The sequence below is a fragment of the Ottowia sp. genome (assembly GCF_046348305.1).
GTDB lineage: Bacteria > Pseudomonadota > Gammaproteobacteria > Burkholderiales > Burkholderiaceae_C > Ottowia.
Genome location: NZ_JAXMEM010000003.1, coordinates 539,732 through 556,189 on the forward strand (window position 1 = coordinate 539,732; position 16,458 = coordinate 556,189).

17 protein-coding genes are annotated in these 16,458 nt (G+C 68.2%); 7 read left to right on the plus strand and 10 right to left on the minus strand.

What is annotated here, in order from left to right; genetic code table 11:
• Nucleotides 1-78: 78 nt before the first annotated feature.
• From U1F38_RS02665 to U1F38_RS02690, 6 genes are all read right to left on the minus strand, one after another.
• Nucleotides 79-759, minus strand: coding sequence for an RluA family pseudouridine synthase (locus U1F38_RS02665; RefSeq protein ID WP_409985500.1), 681 nt, complete (start codon nucleotides 757-759; stop codon nucleotides 79-81).
• Nucleotides 760-890: 131 nt separating this feature from the next.
• Entirely contained in the window at nucleotides 891-2,042 is a 1,152-nt protein-coding gene (locus U1F38_RS02670; RefSeq protein ID WP_409985501.1) for a hypothetical protein, read from the minus strand.
• Between the two features lie 93 nt (nucleotides 2,043-2,135).
• The gene (locus U1F38_RS02675; RefSeq protein WP_409985502.1) at nucleotides 2,136-3,434 is read right to left on the minus strand and encodes a c-type cytochrome; all 1,299 of its coding nucleotides are present in this window, start codon (nucleotides 3,432-3,434) and stop codon (nucleotides 2,136-2,138) included.
• Entirely contained in the window at nucleotides 3,431-4,123 is a 693-nt protein-coding gene (locus U1F38_RS02680; protein ID WP_409985503.1) for a c-type cytochrome, read from the minus strand. Before U1F38_RS02680 ends, U1F38_RS02675 begins: the two co-directional genes overlap by 4 nt.
• A 205-nt stretch (nucleotides 4,124-4,328) precedes the next feature.
• On the minus strand, nucleotides 4,329-4,922 hold the full coding sequence (locus tag U1F38_RS02685; protein WP_409985504.1) for an OmpA family protein: 594 nt from the start codon (nucleotides 4,920-4,922) through the stop codon (nucleotides 4,329-4,331).
• A complete protein-coding gene (locus tag U1F38_RS02690; protein WP_409985505.1) occupies nucleotides 4,919-5,455 on the minus strand; it encodes a FecR domain-containing protein in 537 nt (178 codons plus the stop codon). The genes U1F38_RS02685 and U1F38_RS02690 overlap by 4 nt, the downstream gene beginning before the upstream one ends.
• A gap of 181 nt (nucleotides 5,456-5,636) precedes the next feature.
• Between U1F38_RS02690 and U1F38_RS02695 the strand changes: the two genes are divergently transcribed.
• From U1F38_RS02695 to U1F38_RS02715, 5 genes are all read left to right on the plus strand, one after another.
• Nucleotides 5,637-6,656: a tRNA dihydrouridine synthase gene (locus U1F38_RS02695; protein ID WP_409985506.1), complete on the plus strand. Its 1,020-nt coding sequence runs from the start codon at nucleotides 5,637-5,639 to the stop codon at nucleotides 6,654-6,656.
• Between the two features lie 100 nt (nucleotides 6,657-6,756).
• Nucleotides 6,757-6,993, plus strand: coding sequence for a type II toxin-antitoxin system ParD family antitoxin (locus U1F38_RS02700; protein ID WP_409985507.1), 237 nt, complete (start codon nucleotides 6,757-6,759; stop codon nucleotides 6,991-6,993).
• Nucleotides 6,990-7,349 carry a type II toxin-antitoxin system RelE/ParE family toxin gene (locus U1F38_RS02705; protein ID WP_409985508.1) on the plus strand — a complete coding sequence of 120 codons (360 nt, stop codon included), beginning with the start codon at nucleotides 6,990-6,992 and terminating at the stop codon, nucleotides 7,347-7,349. Before U1F38_RS02700 ends, U1F38_RS02705 begins: the two co-directional genes overlap by 4 nt.
• Before the next feature lie 1,010 nt (nucleotides 7,350-8,359).
• Nucleotides 8,360-9,370 carry an IS5 family transposase gene (locus tag U1F38_RS02710; RefSeq protein ID WP_409985509.1) on the plus strand — a complete coding sequence of 337 codons (1,011 nt, stop codon included), beginning with the start codon at nucleotides 8,360-8,362 and terminating at the stop codon, nucleotides 9,368-9,370.
• 165 nt (nucleotides 9,371-9,535) lie between these two features.
• On the plus strand, nucleotides 9,536-9,724 hold the full coding sequence (locus U1F38_RS02715) for a hypothetical protein (protein ID WP_409985510.1): 189 nt from the start codon (nucleotides 9,536-9,538) through the stop codon (nucleotides 9,722-9,724).
• Nucleotides 9,725-9,794: 70 nt separating this feature from the next.
• On the opposite strand, the gene U1F38_RS02720 is transcribed toward U1F38_RS02715, so the two are convergent.
• Nucleotides 9,795-11,348, minus strand: coding sequence for an acyl-CoA synthetase (locus U1F38_RS02720; protein ID WP_409985511.1), 1,554 nt, complete (start codon nucleotides 11,346-11,348; stop codon nucleotides 9,795-9,797).
• A gap of 28 nt (nucleotides 11,349-11,376) precedes the next feature.
• Nucleotides 11,377-12,264, minus strand: coding sequence for an NUDIX hydrolase (locus tag U1F38_RS02725; protein ID WP_409985512.1), 888 nt, complete (start codon nucleotides 12,262-12,264; stop codon nucleotides 11,377-11,379).
• Between the two features lie 58 nt (nucleotides 12,265-12,322).
• Between U1F38_RS02725 and U1F38_RS02730 the strand changes: the two genes are divergently transcribed.
• Nucleotides 12,323-13,240, plus strand: coding sequence for an SDR family NAD(P)-dependent oxidoreductase (locus U1F38_RS02730; RefSeq protein ID WP_409985513.1), 918 nt, complete (start codon nucleotides 12,323-12,325; stop codon nucleotides 13,238-13,240).
• 85 nt (nucleotides 13,241-13,325) lie between these two features.
• Complete coding sequence (gene gshA / locus U1F38_RS02735; protein ID WP_409985514.1) at nucleotides 13,326-14,888, plus strand: glutamate--cysteine ligase; 1,563 nt, start codon at nucleotides 13,326-13,328, stop codon at nucleotides 14,886-14,888.
• A gap of 117 nt (nucleotides 14,889-15,005) precedes the next feature.
• On the opposite strand, the gene lapB is transcribed toward gshA, so the two are convergent.
• Together lapB and U1F38_RS02745 are read right to left on the minus strand one after the other, a co-directional pair.
• Nucleotides 15,006-16,166 carry a lipopolysaccharide assembly protein LapB gene (lapB, locus tag U1F38_RS02740; RefSeq protein WP_409985515.1) on the minus strand — a complete coding sequence of 387 codons (1,161 nt, stop codon included), beginning with the start codon at nucleotides 16,164-16,166 and terminating at the stop codon, nucleotides 15,006-15,008.
• Entirely contained in the window at nucleotides 16,156-16,455 is a 300-nt protein-coding gene (locus U1F38_RS02745) for a lipopolysaccharide assembly LapA domain-containing protein (protein ID WP_409985516.1), read from the minus strand. The genes lapB and U1F38_RS02745 overlap by 11 nt, the downstream gene beginning before the upstream one ends.
• Nucleotides 16,456-16,458: the final 3 nt, after the last annotated feature.

Below are 16,458 nucleotides of genomic sequence, written 5' to 3' on the forward strand. Positions count from 1 at the left end.
TGGCGATGGCTTTGTGCGCGTCCGTGAAAAGCCGAACGTAAGCGCATGTCATCAGGTGTCCGCGGGCGCTTCACGCCGTCAAAACGGTGCAGGGCGCGACAGCACCAGCGCTCGCCCCGACACCGGGTGCGTCAGCGCCAGCGTGCGGGCGTGCAACATCAGGCGCGGCGCGCCGTCTGCGGGGCCGTACAGCGCGTCGCCGACGATGGGGTGGCCGATGGCCTGCAGATGAACGCGCAACTGGTGCGAGCGGCCGGTGACGGGCTCCAGCTCGACGCGGCTGGTGGCGCTGGCGGCATGGTGATCCAGCACGCGCCAGCGGGTGCGGCTGGGTTTGCCGTGCTCGGCATCGACGATGCTGCGCGGGCGGCGCGGCCAGTCCAGCCGCAGCGGCAGCTCGATCTCGCCCCAGCCGTCGGCGCCGTCGGGCGCGGGGGGCCGGCCGTGCACGATGGCTTCGTAGCGCTTGCGGATGCGGCGCTCGGCAAAGGCGGCGCTGAGCGCGCGTTGCATGGCGGCGCCCCGCGCCAGCAGCAGCAGGCCGCTGGTGGCCTGGTCGAGCCGGTGCACGACCAGCGCGTCGGGCCAGCGTTGGCGCGCCCGGGCGCTCAGGCAGTCGGCCTTGTCCGGCCCGCGCCCGGGCACCGACAGCAGGCCGGCGGGTTTGTCCAGCACCAACAACGCCTCGTCCTCGTGCACCAGCCATTCATCGTCCAATGGGCCGATGGCGCTGGATGGAAGGGCGCTGTCAGCTATCATTAATGTAGTTGTCTGGGGCGTATCCGGACCGGCGCCGATTGACTCGCGGGGGCTTCACGTTCAAGGAATCAGGACGCCGCGGAGCAGGCCGTGCCAGCGAACGCCGTGGCGCGCAGCGACGCAGGGGGAGTTCACAGAACCCTGCAGAGCTCGAACACCAGCGCCGGCCCCAGCGCCTGGCCGAGCGCCGCCGCGGACACGTGGCCGGTGGACTCGTTGCCGACGGAGGAGGCGTGAAAGTCGGCGGCGCCAACCTGATCGTGGATTTCGATGAAGGCTGCGGGCGTGCCGGCGTTCTCCAGCAGTTGCCCGCGCAGCAGGCGCACGTCGCGGGCCGAGACGCTGGCGTCGTAGATCACGGCGTCGGGCAGGCGCTGCAGCGCCGGTTGCTGCGCCTGGTGCGTGTCTTCGGCGGTGTCGATGATCAGGCCGTAGCCGGCCAGCGCTTGCAGGCACTGGGCGCGCCGCTGGGCGTTGCCCGACACGATGAGCACGCGGCAGCCTGAGATGCCCGCCGACACGCTGGAAGGCTCCACCTGCGCCTCGGCCGCGTGGGCGATCTGCTCGGGCGTGGCCGCCGGCAGGCTGACGCTGATGCGCACGTGCCGCTCTTTCAGGTCCAGCTCGGTTTGCGCCCCCAGGGTGCGCGCCAGCTGGTGCCACAGCACCCAGCGCACGCCGCGCCAGACGGCGGCCGGCGCGGCCGAGGGCGCGCGCTGCGAGATCACCTGCAAGCGCGGGCGGCCGCTGGCCTGCGTCGCCTCGACGGTGACGGAAATGTCGGCGCCGAGCTGGCCCACCCACAGCAGCAGCTCGTCGATCAACTGGTAGAGCAGGGCCGCGTCGGCAAACACGGGTGCGGGCGAAAAACCCTTGCGCACGCTGATGCGGCGCAGGCGCAGCCAGTCGCTGCGCGCGGTCAGCGCGGCGTGCGCCACGTCGGCCAGGTTGAGCACCTCGCGGCGCTGCGGCGGCGGGTCTTCGCACAGGCGCAGCACGTGCTGCGCGGCCATGCCGGCCTGGCGCGCGCGCTCGACCGCGTCCTGCACGGGGCCCAGGCTGCGCACCAGGCCGGGCTCCAGGCGGTTCAGGCGCGCGAGTTGCTCGGTGGCGCTGTTCAGCGAGGTGGCCACTTCCTCGCCCAGCTGGCGCACCATGTCCTGCCAGGACGGCGTGAGCGCGTCAGCGCCGCCGCCGGCGGATGGCCCCGGCATCAGATGGTCGGCGTCGGGCGGCTCGCTCGAGGCGCGAACCACCCGGCTGGAAAACCAGTTCAACCCCATGGACAACTCCCCCACATGGCGCCGCCGGCCGAGGGTTTGCCGGTGCGCCGATCTTGTGGCCGAAGTATAGGCACGGCAGGCACTTCTGTCGCGTCAGCGCAGCGCCGCGGTGGCCGTGCGCGAGCGCAGCGCATGCACTTGCGCGGCGCTGACCTCGCTGGCCCGGTTGCCCCAGGCCGTGCGGATGTGGCTGAGCGTGGCGGCCAGCTCCTGGTCGCTGAGCGTGAGCAGGAAGGGCGGCATGCCGAAGGGGCGCGGATAGCCCGCGGTGGCGGCGTTGAAGCCGCCGTACAGCACGACCTGCAGCAGGTTGTCCACGGATTCGAGCGTGACGGCGCGGTTGCCCGCCAGGGGCGGGTAGGCCTGGCCCTGCCCCTGGCCCTGCTCGCCGTGGCATTGCGCGCAGTGCTGCTCGTACAGCTTGGCGCCCGCCGCGGCCAGGCGGCTGCGGGGCGCGGCGGCCGGTGGCGGCGCGGGCGCGGCTTGCGGCAGGGCGCGCAGATACACGGCCATGGCAGCGGCGTCGCTGTCGCTCAGGTGCTGGGTGCCGTGAAACACCACCTCGGCCATGGGCCCGCTGGCGCGCCCGCGCTCGGCCACGCCGGTTTGCAGCAGGCGGGCAACCTCGGCCACCGACCAGTCGGCCAGGCCGGCCTGGCGCGGGTCGTGCAGGGAGGGCGCGTACCAGCCCTGGGCCGCCATCCGGCCGCCGTGCAGGTCGCGCCAGTCGGCGCCGCCCAGCGCGTCGCGCGTGGCGTGGCAGGCCGAGCAATGCGCCACGCCGCGCACCAGGTAGGCGCCCTGGTTCCAGCGCGCGTCGTGCGCGGGCTCGGGGGTGTAGGAGCCGGCGCGAAAGTACAGCGCGCGCCACACGGCCAGCGCGGCCTGCGTGCCGTAGGGCCAGCGCAGTTCGTGCGCTGGCGTGGGCGTGCTGCTGGGCGGCAGGCTGCCGAAGTAGGCCCACAGCGCGTCCGAGTCGGCGCGCGTGAGCAGGGTGGTGTGCGTGTAGGGAAACGCCGGCACCAGCAGCCGTCCGTCCTGCGAGCGCCCGTGGTGCAGCGCGCGCCAGAACGCGGCAGCGCTCCACTGGCCGATGCCGTGCGCGGGGTCGGGCGTGAGGTTGCTGCTGAAGGCGGTGCCGAACCCGGTGGCGATCGCCTGGCCGCCGGCGCCGGGAGCGCCGCCGCGCGCGGTGTGGCAGGCCAGGCAGTTGCCCACCTGCGCCAGATACGCGCCACGCGCCCGCTGCTCGGGTGGGCTCAGGCGGGCGGCTGCGGCCGCGGCCGGCCCGTCGATGTCCACCCCGTCGTTGAAGTTGGTTTGCCACAGCCATGCGGCTGCGAGCATGGCCAGCACGGCCAGGCCCAGCAGGGCGCGCAGCAGGATTTTCATCTTGACGCGTTGGCCGGCAGGGCGGCGCTGCCGCAGCGCAGGTCGGCGGCGGGTGGCCGGGGCGCAAGGGGCGCGTCAGCGGCCTGGGTCTGGGCCGGCACCGGCTGGCTGGCCAGCCAGCTGACCACGGCGAAGGCGTCGGCATCGCTCAGGCGCTCGGCGATGCGCGCCATGCAGTCGGGGTTGGCGGCGCGGCGCTGGCCGGTCTTCCAGCCACCGAGCTGGGCCGTCAGGTAGTCGGCCGGCAGGCCCAGCAGGGCCGGGAAGTGCGTCTGCACCCCCATCAGCGCGCGGCCGTGGCAGTCGGCGCAGGCCGGCAGGCGCCGCGCGGCATCGCCTTGCAGCGCCAGCGTGCGCCCGCGTTGCAGCACCTCGGGCGCAGCGCGCTGGGTGGGCGGCGCAGGCGGCGGATAGGGCACCTGCAGGGACGCGAAGTGGCTTGCGATCTCGAACAGGTAGGCGTCGCTGAGCACGTCCACCATGTGTGTCATCAGCCCGTAGTGGCGCCGTCCGTCGCGGAAGTTGAGCAACTGGTTGTACAGATAGCCGGCGGGCTTGCCGGCCAGCCGCGGGTAGTAGCCGTCGGGTCCGGCGCGGCCCTGATCGCCATGGCAGGCGGTGCAGGCCAGGGTGCGCTGGGCGATGCTGTCTTCAAATGCGGGGGCGGCATCCGAACGGGTGATCAACACGAGGCCGCAGGCCAGCGAGCAAACGACCGTGCACAGGGACTTGATGGAGCACCACATCGGCACGACCAAGGCAGGAGTCAGAGGGCCGCGGAGCAGGCCGTACCAAGGCACCCCTGGCCGGGGTTCCCCCGGTCAGTGGGTGCGCCCCCTCGAAGGGGGGAAGCGCAACAACGCGCAGCGTGTGGAGCTTGGGGGTGGGCCATTTTTAGCGCACGATGACTTCGGTGCGCCGGTTGCGCGGCTCGGCCACTTCGTCGTCGGTGGGCACGGCGGGGTCGCGCTCGCCGCGGCCGGCCGCCGTGATGCGGTTGGGATCGAAGCCGTCGGCGATGATCGATTCACGAACGGCGCGCGCGCGTTGCAGCGACAGCGCGTCGTTGCTCTGCACCGAGCCGACGCGGTCGGTGTGCCCGATGACGGCGATCTCGCCGCCCGGGCGCTCGCGCGCCAGCGCCAGCAGGGTCTTGAGCGCGGCCTCGGACTGCGGCGTCAGCACAACCCCACCGGTGTCGAAGTACAGCGTGAAGTCCTGCGCCGGCGCGGGCTGCACGGCCAGCAGCGGGGCGTAGCGCGTATTGACCTGCGCGGCGTCGAGCTGCTGCGCGGTGATGGCGCCGCTGGCCTGCACGGTGGCCTCGGCGTAGCCGCGGTCGATCCGCTGGCTGCCGGCCGCGGTGCTGACCTCGACCGCGCCGGCGCCGCCCGGCTGGGGCAGCAGGATCACCTGGGTGGGAGGGGCGGCGCAGCCGGCGCACACGAGGGCCGCCAGGCCCGTCAACAGGAGGGCGGTGGCTTTCATGGGTTCTGCTCCACGATGAAGTCGGTGCCGCGCACCCCGATCACGGTGGTGGGCGTGGTCACCTTGACCTGCTCGGGCCGCAGCTTGGCGATCAGGCCAGTGACCAGGCGCAGGCTGCCCTTGGCCAGGGCGATCAGCACATTGCCCTCGTGGGTGGTGGCATCGAACTGGAACTGCGCCAGATCGACCGTGCTGTCGGCGCCGATGGACAGCACCGTGCCGTCGCGCAGCGTGACGGCAGCCGCGCTCTTGGGGCCGCTGGTGATGCGGTCGCCCTGCCACAGGGCGTCACCCACCTGGGCCGGGCCGCTCTGGCCGCCATGGGTGCGGGTGATCTGGCCCTGCACGGTCTTGAAGGTGCCCTGGCGGTCGTCGCCCGGCGTCAACGTCAGGGCAGGCGCCGCCGCGGACGCGGCGCTGGCCTCGGGCGCGGGCGGCGTTGCCGGCTGCGCCCCTGCGGTGCCGGCGAGCAGCAGCAACGCGAGCAGGGCCGCGGGCGCGGCCCGGGCGGGCAGGGTGTTGGTCGTCATCATCGTGTTCATCCCCTTGGTGTGGGCGCGCTCGGCCAAAGGGGTTGCAGAAACCCGCTCGCGCATCGGTGCAAAAAACAGGGCATGGTAGCCCAGATCGACCCGCCCGCCGGGTGCTGCGGGCGCGGGTGCGGCGACAATCATCGCTTTGCCCGCGTCGCCCGGGCCTCACGCCGCATTCGCCATGCTGATTCTCGCCCCGATGGAAGGCCTGCTCGACCACGGGCTGCGCACCGTGCTGACGCGCGTCGATGGCGTCGACCGCTGCGTGTCCGAGTTCATCCGCATCACCGACCAGTTGCTGCCCGTGCGCAGCTTCACCCGCGTGGTGCCCGAGCTGCTGCACGGCAGCCGCACCGCCAGCGGCGTGCCGGTGCGCCCGCAACTGCTGGGCAGCGACCCGGTGTGCCTGGCCGAGAACGCCGCGCGCCTGGCCACGTTGCAGCCGGCCGGCATCGACCTGAACTTCGGCTGCCCCGCCAAGACCGTGAACCGCCACCGCGGCGGCGTGGTGCTGATGGACGAGCCCGAGCTGATGCACGCCATCGTGGCCGCCGTGCGCCGCGCGGTGCCGGCGCACATCGCCGTGTCGGCCAAGATGCGGCTGGGCATCGACGACGACTCGCGCGCGCTCGAGTGCGCGCAGGCCGTCGAGGCCGGCGGCGCCGGCGAGCTGGCCGTGCATGCGCGCACCAAGGCGCAGGGCTACCGGCCGCCGGCGTACTGGGAGTCGATTGCCGCGGTGCGCGAGCGCGTGCGGCTGCCGGTGATCGCCAACGGCGACATCTGGACGGTGGAGGACGCCCTGCGCTGCCGCGCGGTGACGGGCTGCACGCAGTTGATGCTAGGCCGCGGCCTGGTGCGTCGGCCGGCCCTGGCGCGCGCCATTCGCCAGCGCGATGCGGGCGTAACCAATGACCGGGCGGACCTTGATCCCACCGTCGCCGCGCTGCCCTGGCCGCAGGTCGTGCCGCTGCTGGCCGAGTTCTGGCAGGACGTGTGCGGCCGGGTCGAGCGCCGCCACCGTGCCGGGCGGCTGAAGCAATGGCTGAACTACCTGCGCCATGCCTACGCCGAGGCGCAGCAGGCGTTTGATGCGCTGCGGCTGGTGAGCGAGCCCGAGGCCATCAGCGCCTGGTTACTATTGAATCAGGAGCTGGTTGCGCATGTAGATCAAGCGCTGGAGCCGGAAAATATCATGTGAATAAAGTGCTGCACGAACGGGAGCATGGCCGTGGATTCCCCACCAAGCCGAACAAAACGGGATATTTGCCAATTTTTGCCATGCGCTTTAACATCGCCAAATGAGCACGATGAACATTTCCCTGCCCGACATGCTCAAGACCTTTGTCGACGAGCAAGTCAGCCAGCGCGGCTACGGCACCAGCAGCGAATACGTCCGCGCGCTGATTCGCAAGGAGCAGGAACGCCAACAGTTGCGCGGCCTGCTGCTGGCGGGCGCGGCGTCCGAGCCGACCGAGGCGGTGGATGGGGCGTACTTCGACGCGCTGCGCGCGCGAGCCGGGCAGACGCGGGGATGAAGGCGCTGCCCATCATCCCCAGAGCCTTGGCCTTGCGGGATGTGGAGAGCGCGATCGACCATTACCGTGATGAGGCGGGTAGCGCGGTTGCGGTCGGCTTTGTCGAGGCGCTGCAACGGGCTTACGGTCACATCGCGCGCGCGCCCGTCACGGGTTCGTTGCGCTACGCGCATGAGCTGAATTTGGCAGGCCTGCGCTTCTGGCCGCTGCGGCGCTACCCCTATCTGGTGTTTTATTTTTTGCACCCGGGCCACGTGGATGTTTGGCGCGTGCTGCACGGCGCCCGGGATCTGCCGGCATGGCTGGCAATGGGCGTAGCGGGCGGCGCAGAGGATGACCCCGACGCACCCGCATGATGTCGTCCAAGTCCGTGACCTGCGGTTTCGCCCAGTCCGGAAAAGTTGAGCCCAATCGGCTTCTGGCTGCCACGCAACAAGCGCAGAAGGCTATTTTTTTTGTAGCGACAATACGCTTCGTGACGTCGGGCTGTCAACGCTGGGGAAAATTTTTATCTGACCCCATTTTCCCTCAATTTTCCCCGCGTTTGAACGGCTCTGGGCTTGGACGGCGTGAGGAAGTATTTCAGCAGCCTATTGGGGCCATCGCCTCTCTCGTACCGGGCGACCGTATTGATCCATATGAATGCCTGGTCCATAGGCGTTTGGCTTAATTTTTAGATGTTCCCCCGGAACCCCCCTGCCTTGCGGCGTCAAGGTGATTGCTTGTCCATACTCATTCATGTGAATACTAGGACCGTACGCATCGGGCACAATCACCTTTTTTCCAGACGCACTACTGGACCTCGGTAGCCGTGAGATAGTATTGACATGAATCTCCTGATCAAGAATACCACCAGGTAAACTTCCGCATGTAGAAATAACATCTGAAACCGTAAACCCTGATCGCCGAAGCCGTTCGATAGTTTCAGCGTCGCACGCTCCGGTTGGATGTACGTCGCCCTCATTGAACAATGCTGTACAGGCAGCGTATAGTCCCGCGTTAGATGCTCGTGCGCGCCCAGGATTTTTGTCGCTGGACGTTTCAAACACAACGCTTGAGTTGCTTGCATAAAATTTTCTGAAACCTATATAGGCACCAGATAAATTTTTCGCATTCACTTCGCCGCAGAGTATCCTTCCACCCTGGAAAGGTTTGATACGCACATCCTGATATTGAACATCTTTTGGATTAGCCAATGACGAGGTTACAACGTCAAGTATCTTTGCGACTAGATCTGTGGGTGCTACACCGGATTTAATAAATCCATCCAACTCGCTTGCACGATATTTCGCGACCCTAAGGAAACGCTGATTTATTCGGGCCAACCCCGATGGTCGATTGCTGCGTTTGCTACTAAACTCGGAGCATGAAACAAGTCAGCTTTGCCAGCTTGGAGTATGCAGGCAAGAAGCGCGTGACGCGCCGCGAGAAGTTCTTGGGCCAGATGCAGAAGGTGGTGCCCTGGCAGCGCCTGCTGGCCCTCATTGAGCCGCACTACCCCAGCAGTGGCCGCGTTGGCCGCCCGCCCATCGGCCTTGAGCGCATGCTGCGCATGTACTTCGTGCAGCAGTGGTACGCGCTCAGCGATGAGGCGCTGGAAGATGCGCTGTACGACAGCTGCGCCATGCGCGAGTTTGTGGGTATCGACTTGGCGCGCGAGAGCGCACCCGATGCCACCACGCTGCTCAAGTTCCGCCGCCTGCTCGAGCAGCGCGAGCTGGGCAAGGCGATCTTCGAGCAGATCAACCAGCACCTGAGCGAGCAAGGCCTGCTCATGCGTGAGGGAACGATGATTGACGCCACCATCATCGCCGCACCGAGTTCCACCAAGAACAAGGATGGCCAGCGCGATCCCGAGATGCACCAGACCAAGAAGGGCAATCAGTGGCACTTCGGGTTGAAGGCGCATATCGGGGCCGACTCTGACTCGGGTGCAGTGCACAGCATCCATGTCACCGCAGCCAACGAGTCGGACGTGGCCAACGCTCACCACCTGCTGCACGGTCAGGAAAGCGATGTACACGCCGATGCAGGCTTCACGGGCGTTGAAAAGCGCGAGGAGGTCAAAGCGGCGCAAGATGAGGGACGCATCAAAGCGGACGTCAACTGGCACGTCGCGGAGCGCCGTCACAAGATCAAGGCCATGCCCGAGGGCTTGACCAAGCAGTTGAAGCAGGCGCTGGAGCGGGTGAAGGCGCAGATTCGCGCGCGCATCGAGCATCCGTTTCACGTGGTCAAGAACCTCTTTGGCCACAAGAAGCTGCGCTATCGTGGCTTGGCCAAGAACGCGAGCCAACTGAACGTGATGTTCGCGTTGGCCAACCTGGTGTTGCTCAAGATGCCGCTATTGCAGTTGCAAGGCACAGGTGCGCCTTGAAAGCGCAAACGGGGCTTCAAAGAGGCCGAAAAGGCAAAAACAAGGCTTGAAAACAGCCCGAGTCGCAAACCGCAAGCCGCATCATGAAACGAAGGATGCAAATTCTGATGGCCGAGCTTTCGGCGGCCATTGTTCAGTGGTTCCCTAACGGATTCCTCTTCCAAAATGATCAAGCTGTTGTCACTTGGTCGAACCGGAGGGGTGCAACCGGTCAGGCAACCTAAAGTAATCACAATTGTTAAATGGATTTTAAATTTCATATTAAAAATTGTGAAAACCCGCAGTGATCACAACGCACTACAGCGCAAAGAACTCGCACAAAATTCGATTGGTGGAAAAATTTTGAGCGGATGATGGAAAAGGTCAGATGAAGATTTTCAGATGGAAAAAGAAAATTGGAGTCAGATGAAGATTTCCAGAAGTTTCAACCCACCGCAATCGTTTTCCTCAACTCCCGCTTCAAGAGCTTGCCGCTTGGGTTCTTGGGCAGCGCGTCGGTGAAAACCACGCGCTTGGGCGCCTTGAAGGCGGCCATGTGCTGGGTGCAGTGATCGATGAGCTGCTGCTCGGTCAACGCCTGCCCGGCCTTGAGCACGACCACCGCCGTCACCGCCTCGACCCACTTCGGGTCGGGCAGGCCGATGACCGCGACTTCGCTCACCTGCGGCAGGCGGTAGATCATCTCCTCGACCTCGCGGCTGGCGACGTTTTCGCCGCCGGTCTTGATCATGTCCTTCTTGCGGTCGACGACGGTGATGTAGCCCTCGTCGTCGATCACGCCCAGATCGCCCGAGTGGAACCAGTCGCCCGAGAAGGCCGCGGCGGTGCGCTCGTCGTCGTGGAAGTAGCCCAGCATCAGGTGCGGCGAGCGGTGCACGATCTCGCCGACTTCGCCCACGGCGACGTCGTTCATCGCATCGTCCACCACGCGCGTCTCGACGTTGAGCACGGCGCGGCCGGCCGAGCCGGGCTTGCGCAGTTGGTCGTCGGGGCCCAGCATCGTCGCCAGCGGGGCGATCTCGGTCTGGCCGTACAGGTTCCACAGGCGCAGGTGCGGCAGGCGGCGGGCGATTTCCTTCATTACCTCCACCGGCATGATCGATGCGCCGTAGTAGCCCTTGGCCAGCTTGCTCAGATCGGTCTGGTCGAACAGCGGCGAGCGCAGCAGCGCGATCCACACCGTGGGCGGGGCAAAAAAGCTGGTGATGCCGCGCGCGGCCATCATGGGCAGCAGGTTGTCGGGCGTGGGCGCGGCGGTGATGTGGTTCTCGCTGCCGATGTAGATCGCCGGGCCGAAGAACACATCGAGTTGCGCGCAGTGGTACAGCGGCAGTGCGTGCAGGGCCACGTCGTCCTGCGCCACCTCGGCGTTGATGCAGCAGCTCACGTACTGCCACAGCACGGCGTCGTGCGTCAGCATCGCGCCTTTCGGGCTGGACTCGGTGCCACTGGTGTAGACGATCTGCAGCAGGTCGGTGCTTTGCAGGGGCGTGTCGGGCAGGGCATCCTGGCAGGCGGCCAGATCGTGAAAGCTCGCCATGCCGGGCACCGGCTCGCTCGGGGCCTCGGAGGGCAGCCAGATGAAGTCCTTCACTTCAGTATCGATAGCGGCTGCCGCGCGCGCCAACTGGGCCAGGCCGCTGTCGGTGGCCAGCGTTTTGGCGCCGGCGTGGCGCAGGATGTAGGCCACCTCGTCGGCTTTCAGCATGAAGTTGATGGGCACCAGCACCGCGCCCAGGCGCGCCAGCGCAAAGCGCAGCGCGGCAAAGCCGTGCGAGTTGCGCGCCAGCACGGCAACGCGCTCGCCATGCGCAATGCCGCGCCCGGCCAGGCCGGCGGCCAGGCGCGTGACCAGGGCGTCGAACTCGGCATACGTCCAGCGCGTGTCGCCGCAGCACACGGCCAGCTTGTGGGGCAGGCGCTGCGCGGTGCGGCGCAGCAGGTCGGCCAACGTTTGGCGACGGGTGACGGGGTGCATGCGGGTCTCCAAAATGCAGTGTCAGAAGTCAATCGATCCAGGGACCAAAGCCCTCGGGGGGTTGAAAGCGTTCGTCGCGCCAGACCAGGCGCGTGGGGCGGGTCAGGGCGGGGGCGGCCACGGGATATTCCGGGTCGCCCGGATAGCACATCATGCGCTCGGCGCCATGCTGCAGGGTGTGCGGCTCCACCAGCGGCGGTGGGCGCGTGCGCGCGTCGGCCAGCGCCGCCGCCACGCTGCCAAAGGGCAGCAGATGCAGCAGGCTGACGATCTGCGGCGGCGCCAGGTCAATCTGGCGGTCGCGGTACTGCGCCAGCGCCGTGCGCGGCTTGAGCCAGCGTGCCTCGGTCACTTCGTGGTCGTCGTGCTGGGCCTCTTGTTCGTCGGGCACGGCGGCCAGAAAAAACCGCGTGTCGAAGCGCCGGTTCATCATCGCCGGGCGGCGCGGCGTGATCCAGCGCGACCAGGGCGCCAGCGCGCGGGAGTCGAGCTGCCAGTCGTGCTGCACCAGCAGCGCGTCAAACGGCGTACCGGCGCGGATGGCCGCCACGGCGCGCTGGCGCGCGCCAGCGTCCGGCGGCCGGCCGGCCTGCGTGGCCAGCAGCACGCCGGATTCTTCAAACGCCTCGCGCAGCGCGGCGACGAACAGGCCGGCCGCCACGTCGGGGTTCAGCGCGCTCTCGCCCAGGGCGGCGTGCAAGGTGGCGGCCGGTGCGTCCAGGCGCGCCTGCGTGGCGGGGGCCGAGTCGCTGCGCTCAAGCTTTCCGCCCGGAAACACGTAGGCGCCGCCGAGAACCTGCGAACTGGCGTGGCGCCGCAGCAGCAGCACCTCCGGGCCGCTGGCGCCCTCGCGCAGCAGCACCACGCTGGCGGCGTCGCGCGGCGGGGTGTCGATCGTGGTGTCGTTGAGTTGCATGAAGGCGGTGGGGTGGGCGGCGCGGGTACAGTTCAGCTTTCATTTTGACAAGGAAAGCATGACGATGAGCACAATCGATTTCACCGGCCGTGTCGCCATTGTGACGGGCGCCGGCGGCGGCCTGGGTCGCCTGCATGCATTGGGCCTGGCCCAGCGGGGCGCGCGGGTGGTGGTCAACGACCTGGGCGGCGCTGTGGACGGCAGCGGCGGCTCGGCCACGGCGGCGCAGAAGGTGGTGGACGAGATCACCGCGCTGGGCGGCCAGGCGATTGCCAACGGCGCCTCGGTGACCGACTTTGCCGCCGTGCAGGCCATGGTGCAGCAGGCCATGGACGCCTGGGGCCGCGTGGACGTGCTGGTCAACAACGCCGGCATCCTGCGCGACAAGAGCTTTGCCAAGATGGAGCTGGCCGATTTTCGGCTGGTGCTGGACGTGCACCTGATGGGCGCGGTGCACACCACCAAGGCCGTGTGGCCGATCATGCAGGCGCAAAAATACGGTCGCATCCTGATGACCACCTCGTCCACCGGCCTGTACGGCAACTTCGGCCAGAGCAACTATGGCGCAGCCAAGCTGGCGCTGGTGGGCCTGATGCAGACCCTGAGCCTGGAAGGCGCCAAGCACGGCATCCACGTCAACTGCCTGGCACCGACGGCGGCCACCCGCATGACCGAGGGCCTGCTGCCGCCCGACGTGATGGCCGCCATCCAGCCTGAAGCGGTGGTGCCCGCCATGCTGGTGGCCGTCAGCGAGCAGGCGCCCACGCGCGCCATTTTGTGCGCCGGCGCCGGCACTTATGAATCGGCGCACATCACCCTGTCGCAAGGCGTGCACCTGGGCCTCACCGACGACACGCCCGAGCGCCTGCTGGCCCAATTGCACCAGGTGATGAGCCTGGACCATGCCACGGTGCCCGGCAGCGGGGCGGCCCAGGGCGAGAACGAAGTGCGCCAGGCCTTGGCCGCACGGCGCTGACGCCGCGCCCGGGCGCAAGCACCCTGGCCAGCGCGGCATTGTCCGTCTGTGCTACCGTGCTTGCCCCGAAATCAAGGACAAGACAATGAGCAAGCTGAGGGACCGACTGGCCGGGCTGTCGGCCGAGCGGCTGCGTGGCATCGGTCGAGGCATCGAGAAGGAGAGCCTGCGGGCCCAGCCCGATGGCACGCTGGCGCTGACCCCGCACCCGGCCGCGCTGGGTGCGCCGCTGACGCACCCGCACATCACCACCGACTACAGCGAGTCGCTGATCGAGTTGGTGACGGGCGTGCACCCGGACGTGCCGGCCTGCCTGCGCGAGCTGACGCAGATCCACCAGGTGGTGCACCACGAGATGGCCGCCATCGGCGACGAAATGCTGTGGGACTACAGCATGCCCTGCAGCCTGCCGACCGACGAGAACATCCCGCTGGGCGTGTACGGCACGTCCAACGTCGGGCGCGCCAAGAGCGTTTACCGCATGGGCCTGGGGCACCGCTACGGGCGGCGCATGCAGACCATCGCCGGCATTCACTACAACTGGTCGCTGCCGGGGCTGGGCAACGCCGACTACTTCGGGCTGATCCGCAACTTCCGTCGCCAGGCGTTCTTGCTGATGGTGCTGTTCGGGGCCTCGCCGGTGGTCGGCGCCAGCTTTGTCGCCGGGCGCGATCACGGCCTGCAGCCCCTGGGCGAAGGCAGCATGCACCTGCCGCACGCCACCTCGCTGCGCATGGGACGGCTGGGCTACCAGAGCGACGCCCAGGCCTCGCTGGCGGTCAGCTACAACTGCCTGGACAGCTACGCCAATTCACTGGAGGGCGCGCTGACCCAGCCCTATCCACCCTACGAGGCCATCGGCATCCGCAACCTGGGTGGCGAGTACAACCAGCTGGCCACCACGCTGTTGCAGATCGAAAACGAGTTCTACGGCACCATCCGCCCCAAGCGCGTGATCCGCTCGGGCGAGCGCCCGCTGCACGCGCTGCGTGAGCGCGGCGTGGAGTACGTCGAGGTGCGCCTGATGGACCTGGACCCGTTCGAAACCATCGGCATCAACGCCGATACCGCGCGCTTCATCGACCTGTTCTTGCTGCACTGCCTGCTCAGCGACAGCCCGCCCGACACGCCGCAGGAGATTGCCGCGCTCAAGCGCAACCAGCACCTGACGGCCGCGCGCGGGCGCGAGCCGGGCCTTGAGCTGGAGCGCGATGGCCGGGCCGTGCTGCTGACCGACTGGGCCCAGGAGCTGCTGGCGCAACTGGCGCCCATCGCGCAGGCCATGGACGGGGTGGACGGCGCCACGCGCTACGCCGACGCGCTGGCGCGGGCGCAGGGCGCTTTCAAGACCTTCGACGATCTGCCCTCGGCGCGCGTGCTGCGCCACGTGCGCGAGCAGCACCAGGGCAGCGTCATCGACTTCGTGCGGGCCTGCTCGCAGCGCTCGCGCGGCGAGCTGCTGGCGCTGCCCTATCCGGCCGCGCTCAAGCAGCGCTTCGATGCGCTGGCGGCCGAATCCTGGGCCGAGCAAAAACGCATCGAGGCCGCCGACCACGTGGACTTCGAGACCTTCCGCCAGGCCTACATCTCGCCCGATCGTCTGGCGCCGGGGGCGCAGGCCAACATGGACAGCGAAGCGGCGATTTGAGGGCGCCCGCCGTGGCATGCCGCCGCATGCCGGATTTGAATGAAATCAGGCTGTAGCGCCCATCAATAAAGCGCGATATGCTATCGTTTTCGTAGTATTTCGGCGCTGAGCGGAGGCTCACAGCTCTTCGATGCGCCGCGGCGGAAAACTCTCCCAAGCCTGGCAGCCCGGGCATTGCCAGAAATAGCCCTGGGCTTCAAATCCGCAGGCGGCGCAGCGGTAGCGGGCCAGCGGTCGCATGGCGTGCTCGACGGAGCGCTGCACGGTGGCGTGCACCCCGTCGTGTGCAAAGGCCTCGTGGCTGAGCCAGCGCGAGGCCGCGATCAGCGAGGGTTCTTGCGCCATGTGCCGGACATAGCCCTCGCGCGCCTGCTGCATGGGCACGCCGGCGGCGACCTGTGCCTGCACCAGCGCATCGGCCACGTCGATCGACGGGGTCTGGGCATAGCTGTGCTCCAGCTGCTCGCGGGCCTGCGGCAGGCGCGCGCACAGGCGCGCCAGGCGCACCCACTCGCTGGCGATCAGGGGGACGGCCTGCGGTGCGTGGATTTGCAGTTGCACCAGTTGGTCGAAAGCGCCGCTGGCGTTGCCGGCGCCGGCCAGCATGCCGGCCAGCTGGATGTGCGGGCGCGCCGCATGCGGGGTGCTGGCGATGGCCTGCTCAAGCAACTGGCGCGCGGTGGCGGGGTCGTCATTCTTGTGCAAGGCGTGCTCGGCTTGCTCGCACTGGTAGTGCGCCAGGCGCACGCTGAAGTCGCCCTGGCCGGCCTGCTGCAGGCGCGTGGCCATGTCGGCGGCCTGGGCCCAGCTGCGCGAGCGCTCGTGCAGGCTCAGGAGCGTCAGCCAGGCCTGGTCCTGGTAGCGCGTGCCCTCCAGCTTGTGCAGCGCGTCCTCGGCGCGGTCGAGCAGGCCCGCCTTGAGAAAATCCAGCGCCAGCGCGTGCTGGGCGCGCTCGTGGTCGCCGCGACTCAGGTCGGCGCGCGAGAGCAGGTGCTCATGCACGCGCACGGCGCGCTCGTATTCGCCGCGGCGGCGAAACAGGTTGCCCAGGGCAAAGTGCAGCTCGGAGGTGTCGGGGTCTTTTTGCACGGCCTCGATGAAGGCATCGATGGCCTGGTCCTGCTGCTCGTTGAGCAGGTAGTTGAGGCCGCGAAAGTAGGCCTTGGGCGCCTGGCGGTTCTCGAGGCGGAGCTGGCGCAAGTCCAGGCGCGAGGCGAGCCAGCCGAGCGCGAACGCCATCGGCAGGCCCAGCAGGATCCAGCCGAGATCAAACTCCATCGGGCGGAGGCGATGCGGGCATCGCGGTTACGGCCGCCTGGGGCGCCACAGCCACGGCGGGCGCCGGGCGCTGGCGGCGCGCCCACCAACCGGGCAGCATGCCCAGCACGCCCACCACCATGCCCAGCGCAAAGGCGACCAGCACGATCAGCGTCATCGGCGCGCGCCACTGCTGACCGAACGCCAGGTGGACCGTGGCGTCCTGCTGATTGTTGAGCGCGAAAGCAAACAACACAAAAAAAACGGCTGCCTTCAGTATCCACTTCAGCAGCCGGATGAGTCCGGTCATGGA

Excerpts from the sequence above, each read along its gene's own strand:
- U1F38_RS02665 (WP_409985500.1), bottom strand. The coding sequence starts at position 759 with ATGATAGCTGACAGCGCCCTTCCATCCAGCGCCATCGGCCCATTGGAC.
- U1F38_RS02670 (WP_409985501.1), bottom strand. The coding sequence starts at position 2,042 with ATGGGGTTGAACTGGTTTTCCAGCCGGGTGGTTCGCGCCTCGAGCGAG.
- U1F38_RS02675 (WP_409985502.1), bottom strand. The coding sequence starts at position 3,434 with ATGAAAATCCTGCTGCGCGCCCTGCTGGGCCTGGCCGTGCTGGCCATG.
- U1F38_RS02685 (WP_409985504.1), bottom strand. The coding sequence starts at position 4,922 with ATGAAAGCCACCGCCCTCCTGTTGACGGGCCTGGCGGCCCTCGTGTGC.
- U1F38_RS02690 (WP_409985505.1), bottom strand. The coding sequence starts at position 5,455 with ATGATGACGACCAACACCCTGCCCGCCCGGGCCGCGCCCGCGGCCCTG.
- U1F38_RS02695 (WP_409985506.1), top strand. The coding sequence starts at position 5,637 with ATGCTGATTCTCGCCCCGATGGAAGGCCTGCTCGACCACGGGCTGCGC.
- U1F38_RS02700 (WP_409985507.1), top strand. The coding sequence starts at position 6,757 with ATGAGCACGATGAACATTTCCCTGCCCGACATGCTCAAGACCTTTGTC.
- U1F38_RS02705 (WP_409985508.1), top strand. The coding sequence starts at position 6,990 with ATGAAGGCGCTGCCCATCATCCCCAGAGCCTTGGCCTTGCGGGATGTG.
- U1F38_RS02710 (WP_409985509.1), top strand. The coding sequence starts at position 8,360 with ATGAAACAAGTCAGCTTTGCCAGCTTGGAGTATGCAGGCAAGAAGCGC.
- U1F38_RS02715 (WP_409985510.1), top strand. The coding sequence starts at position 9,536 with ATGATCAAGCTGTTGTCACTTGGTCGAACCGGAGGGGTGCAACCGGTC.
- U1F38_RS02720 (WP_409985511.1), bottom strand. The coding sequence starts at position 11,348 with ATGCACCCCGTCACCCGTCGCCAAACGTTGGCCGACCTGCTGCGCCGC.
- U1F38_RS02725 (WP_409985512.1), bottom strand. The coding sequence starts at position 12,264 with ATGCAACTCAACGACACCACGATCGACACCCCGCCGCGCGACGCCGCC.
- U1F38_RS02730 (WP_409985513.1), top strand. The coding sequence starts at position 12,323 with ATGACGATGAGCACAATCGATTTCACCGGCCGTGTCGCCATTGTGACG.
- gshA (WP_409985514.1), top strand. The coding sequence starts at position 13,326 with ATGAGCAAGCTGAGGGACCGACTGGCCGGGCTGTCGGCCGAGCGGCTG.
- lapB (WP_409985515.1), bottom strand. The coding sequence starts at position 16,166 with ATGGAGTTTGATCTCGGCTGGATCCTGCTGGGCCTGCCGATGGCGTTC.
- U1F38_RS02745 (WP_409985516.1), bottom strand. The coding sequence starts at position 16,455 with ATGACCGGACTCATCCGGCTGCTGAAGTGGATACTGAAGGCAGCCGTT.